A 5784-nucleotide genomic window follows, 5' to 3' on the forward strand; every position below is an offset into this window, starting at 1 on the left:
CCCTACTCCCCTACTCCCCTACTCCCTACTCCCTCTTTACTCTAATAATTTACCACTGGTATTAGCGGATTTGGTCTCTCAATATGAAACCCTTGACCATAGTCAATACCTAAATCAGTGACTTTGTTGAAAATAGACTCGGTTTCTACATATTCAGCAATAACGATTAAACCCATTGTCTTACCAATATGATAAATACCCTCTACTATTCCTTGAGAAACAGAATCTTTTTCCATCTTCTTAATAAACATCCCATCAATTTTTAGGTAATCTACTGGCAAAGTTGTCAGATAAGAAAAAGAAGACATTCCTTTACCAAAATCATCTAAAGCAAAACGACAACCCAATTTTTTGAGAGAGTGAATAAACTCGGCTGCCTTTTCTAAATTAGTAATAGCTACAGTTTCAGTAATCTCAAAACAAATTTGTTGGGGAGGTACTTGATAAAGAGCAAATTGATGTTCGATAAATTCTAGAAAATAATGATCATTGATACTAGCACCCGAAAGATTCACTGTAAAAATCCGGTCTTTGTATAAATTAGCAATTTCAGGCAAAGACAGATAAGATAATAGAGTTTTAACTACCCAACGGTCAATTCTGGGCATTAAATGATAACGCTCTGCTACTGACAGAAAAATAGTTGGTGCAATTATTTTCCCAGAACCATCCCAAAATCTCAGGAGAATTTCAGAAAGCNATACTAGCACCCGAAAGATTCACTGTAAAAATCCGGTCTTTGTATAAATTAGCAATTTCAGGCAAAGACAGATAAGATAATAGAGTTTTAACTACCCAACGGTCAATTCTGGGCATTAAATGATAACGCTCTGCTACTGACAGAAAAATAGTTGGTGCAATTATTTTCCCAGAACCATCCCAAAATCTCAGGAGAATTTCAGAAAGCTTTGTTTGCACACCCTCATGCAGTGGTAATATTGCCTGGGAATATAAACAAAAACGATTTTCTCCCAAAGCATCCCGTAGTTGTGTGGCTAAATTAATTTCTTGTTTTTGCTTCTCCAGATTTTCCCTGGATGAATCATACATCTCGACGCAATTCCTGCCAGAAGTTTTAGCATTGTAGAGAGCCATATCTGCTGCTTGTAGCAATATCTCCGGATTAGATTTATCGGAGCAGTTACTATCTGCAACTCCTAAACTACTTGTCACCCATTTACTCACTGCTGAACCTTGATGGGGAATTTTTAAACCTTCAATTTCCATTCTAATAGTTTGTGCAACCTGAAGCGCTCCTTCTATAGAAGTATTTGGCAACACAACCACAAACTCTTCCCCCCCATATCTAGCAACAAAATCTCCTGGTCGTTTCACTACCCCACTAATAGCTTGAGCAACCTGTTGCAAACATTTATCTCCTTGCTGATGACCATAAGTATCGTTGTAGGGTTTAAAATAATCTACATCTACCATGATGATTGACATTGAAGTTTTATCCCGTGCTAACCTTTTCCACTCCTGTTGTAGTTTTTCTTCAAAGTGACGACGATTATACAGTCCTGTCAAATTGTCAATATAAGCTATTTTTTCTAATTCTTGATTTAGTTGTTCTAAGCGATGATAGAGTTGAGCTTGTTGAATAGCAATTCCTGTCTGAGTTGCCAAGCGCCTTAATAAATCTGTTTCTGATATTCGCCACTTCCTTTTTTCCCTACAATGATGAGCAATTAATAATCCCCATACAATAATATCTGATAGTTGTTTCTCTCCTTCTTTTTGACTAATCAAGATTGGTAATACCATATTTGCTTTAACTTGAAACCGTCTCAGTAAATTTCGATGGCATTTTTTTACTTCTGGGCTTTCAACATCCTCTAGAATACTGATATAACCTTGTTTAAAGCGTTCTATAACCTTTTCAGTAGGAAAACATGGGTCGGTAATAATGTTACCTAAAATGGGGGTGTAACCTTCTGCCACAGATTCTTTTTCGACAATACCACTTGGACCTGGCAGAAAACGGTAAATAATCACGCGATCGCATTGTAATAAATCCCTTACAGAATCTACTGTTGTCTTTAATATTTCCTCTAAATTTAAAGACTGATTAATCCNTAACCTTTTCAGTAGGAAAACATGGGTCGGTAATAATGTTACCTAAAATGGGGGTGTAACCTTCTGCCACAGATTCTTTTTCGACAATACCACTTGGACCTGGCAGAAAACGGTAAATAATCACGCGATCGCATTGTAATAAATCCCTTACAGAATCTACTGTTGTCTTTAATATTTCCTCTAAATTTAAAGACTGATTAATCCTGTCTAGAATTAGCCCTAATAAATACTCTTTTTGCCTACTTTCTTGTACAGCTAATTCAGCTTGTTTGCGCTCTGTAATATCTAGCATTGTACCAAATATACTTATAGCTTCTGAGTTATTATCAACAACTAAAGTAGACTTAGTATAAATATATCTAAATGTTCCGTCAGGTCGAATAATTTGATATTCTGATTCACGACCTGCTTTTTTTTCTAATACTAAAGCCAGATTTTGTTCCAATAATTCTTGACTTTCAGGAACTAACATTTTCAGCCATTCTGAATAAATTGGTTCTGGTTCAGTAGGATTAAGACCAAAAATCCGAAATGCTTCATCCGACAAAGTTATTTTTTGTGTAGCTATTTCATATTCCCAGTTTCCTAAATGGGAAATTTTTTGTGCTTCTTGTAATTTAGATTCCCTTTCTCTAATAGCTTTTAAACTTTTATTTCTTTCAATTGCATAACGAATTACCCGCTCTAATATATATGATTTGATTTCTGAATTATGTAGATAATCTACAGCACCTAAATTTATAGCTGTCATATCCAATTCTCTATCATCTTTATCTGTAAGTAATATAATTGGTATTTGGCAACCCTGAATAATTGCCGTTTGTAATAGTTCTAACCCGTTTTTTTCTCCTAAATTATAGTCAACTAAACAAACATCATGCTGACCATTTTCTATTGCTGCTAATCCTGCTTGATAAGTCTTTTCCCAATCTAGGAATATTTTTGGTTTTCCCAGGTCTGATAATAAATCATTGATGAGAAGATAATCATCTTCATTCTCTTCTATTAAAAGCACTTTAATAATTTCTTGATTCATGGGATATAATAATTTTTTTGACAAAATTTTAAGTAAAAAAAAACTTCTTGACATCCTCCCGACGCTGCTCTGACGAGACAGTGCGGGATTCCTATTCATTAAATAAATATTAATTTTTTTGTGTATTCCAGTAAAACTATTTTAATCAAATAATTTTACCGAAAAAATGGGTATAAAGCCTCTCCATTCATGGAGAAAAAAAGAAAAAATTTTCCTTTTAACCAGTCCTCTTTTTTTCAAGAAGAGGTAATTAGGGCTTGCTGAAAAAGTCTTATGGGTGAGGGTAGGAGTCATTTCAGTTATCAGTTATCAGTTATCAGTTATCAGTTAAAAGTTATCAGTTAAAAGTTAACAGTTAACACCTGCCTCGCAGCTATTCCCAGAGGCTTGACATAAGGAATATTCTCTTTTTTTATCCCCTTAAAAGGGGAGGCTTGAGACCNTTTCAGTTATCAGTTATCAGTTATCAGTTATCAGTTAAAAGTTATCAGTTAAAAGTTAACAGTTAACACCTGCCTCGCAGCTATTCCCAGAGGCTTGACATAAGGAATATTCTCTTTTTTTATCCCCTTAAAAGGGGAGGCTTGAGACCTTTTTTTTTGGTCAGGAGTCAGGAGTCGTAAAGGTTATTTCCGTTCCGGAATACTTTCCTTCGGAATGCTCTGCAAACGTAAACGCGTAATTAGGAGCAATCACCCGTACAGGAGGAATGGGTATGGGAGCGAGGAGGTAGGAGGAAGAATTATCCTTTGATTTTTCAGCAAGAGCGTTAACCCAAAATCCTAACTTTTTCAGCTCCCTAGAACCAAAACCTTATACTTTTTCGAGGCCAAAAAAGGCTGAAACATTTATCTATAAGGGCTTTGATGTTTAATCAGCAAACCCTAATTGATAATTTCCTCTCCCTAAAAGGGAGAGGAATGACGAATAAGGAACAGATTTATTTTTCCCCTTGAAAGGGGAGGCTTCAAGGCGTGAATTATCTAATTATCTAATTATCTAATTATTTAATTGTTTAATTATTAATTATTTCGGTAAATAAAATCAGGACTTACGCATAACCACCATCTCTTGGTGCGCGTTCCCTCTCTTGGTCAGCATTCCGCAAGCGAGCTGTCGGCGGCGCGGGGTCTGACCGCTTGCATCTTACGCCGACGCGAGGTCGCACCGCTATCTAGTAGGGGCGTTTTCCTGACGGAATGCTCCGCAAACATGTCGGCGACAGCCGAAAATGGCCATTGGCCCCTACAGATGGTGTATATTTTCATATTTTGCATAAGTCCTGTAAAATATTAAATCCTGGTGTAGGGTGGGTATGAAAAGCGCAACAGGAAAAGGCGCAGCCTTGATTGTTAAACTTAATAGTGAGATGCTTTGATTCGCTGTAACCCACAAAAACATAACCTTTGAGTATCTCTTAAGATTTATCTAATTAGTATTAAGCATATTTACAAAAATAAATTTTATTTTCGTAAATTTCATCCTGTGATTGCCAAATTGAGTACACAAACTATATCCAAAATTTTCCATACCAGGGGAATATTTTTATGACAAAATTCGCCATAAATTAGTCATAGTGTATGACTTAAAGCGCTTCCCGTTGCCCTTGAGGTACAGCAGGAGCAATTACAGGAATTTCCGAACTAACTAACGTATAACTGACTATGCAAACATTTCCGGTAAACTTCATAGTAGTTATACCCTGGATAACTTCTAACTTCTAAATTCTAAATTCTGAACCCTCAATATATCTACCTCATAACCCGTGGAAACTGCTGTAATTGCCCTTGAAGACTTCAAATAAAAAATTTAACGAGATAGAACTTAACTAGGGATAATTTAAATATCTTAAAATTCTTATGGAAAAGAGCAATTTATGGTACGATATCTTAATAAATTAATACCCAATGTTGAATATAGCTTATAACTAATACTAATTCACTTTAAAGATGCCACAAATAGACATCTACGATAATAAAAAATAAAATCAATTATCGCACAGAAATAATCAATNCACAAATAGACATCTCCGATAATAAAAAATAAAATCAATTATCGCACAGAAATAATCAATTTTTTCCCCCTACTCCCTACTTCCTACTCCCTCTTTTCGGGAGAGGTCTAATAGTTTAAAACTATATATCTGAAAGAATTTCCTGAAATTACTGTAGCATCTAAAATTTCAAGTTTATAAAATCTTCATGCATGACTTTTGACTTTTAACTTCCGTGAAACGATTAACTACCAACTATTATGACTCTTCAGACTCTGTTGGCAAGCAAATTAGATTATCGTTCAGGATATAGATTAAGCCCTGCTGGCGTAATTTACCCATAAGACGAGTTACAGTTACACGGGTGGAACCAATGGCACTACCAATTTGAGCATGGGTTAAAGGCCAAGGTAAATAATAACCGCTTGTTACTTCTGCCCTATCTTCACTGATCCAGGGTTCTCCATGTTCTTCAATTAATAGCGTGATAAATCCAAATAACCGATCAATAGTACGACGTTGACCCAAGGTACTCAACCACAAAAGCTTCCTTTGATGTTGATACCGAAAGGCATCTAGAACTTCTCTACGGAAATGAGGCCAGTTATCAAGGTCATGCCAATACATCCAAAAGTACAGTTGTTTGATCGGCATGGGCATAAGCTTGTAGTGTAAATGG

General features: G+C 35.8%; 1 protein-coding gene and 3 pseudogenes. All 4 read right to left on the reverse strand.

Annotated elements, in window-relative coordinates; all coding sequences use genetic code 11:
- Nucleotides 1–41 precede the first annotated feature (41 nt).
- Nucleotides 42–608: an EAL domain-containing protein gene (locus AFK68_RS45120; RefSeq protein WP_371357379.1), complete on the reverse strand. Its 567-nt coding sequence runs from the start codon at nt 606–608 to the stop codon at nt 42–44.
- A gap of 92 nt (nt 609–700) precedes the next feature.
- A pseudogene (locus AFK68_RS45125) lies at nt 701–2073 on the reverse strand (diguanylate cyclase); the annotation flags it as partial.
- A gap of 3 nt (nt 2074–2076) precedes the next feature.
- Nucleotides 2077–3211: pseudogene (locus tag AFK68_RS45130) on the reverse strand (PAS domain-containing protein); the annotation flags it as partial.
- Nucleotides 3212–5363: 2152 nt separating this feature from the next.
- Nucleotides 5364–5784, reverse strand: a pseudogene (locus AFK68_RS13810) (Crp/Fnr family transcriptional regulator); the annotation flags it as partial.

The organism is Hydrocoleum sp. CS-953 (genome assembly GCF_002260545.1).
In the GTDB taxonomy this organism is placed as follows: Bacteria; Cyanobacteriota; Cyanobacteriia; order Cyanobacteriales; family Microcoleaceae; genus Trichodesmium.

Coding starts and splice junctions, on each gene's coding strand:
- AFK68_RS45120 (WP_371357379.1), bottom strand. CDS start 608: ATGCCCAGAATTGACCGTTGGGTAGTTAAAACTCTATTATCTTATCTG.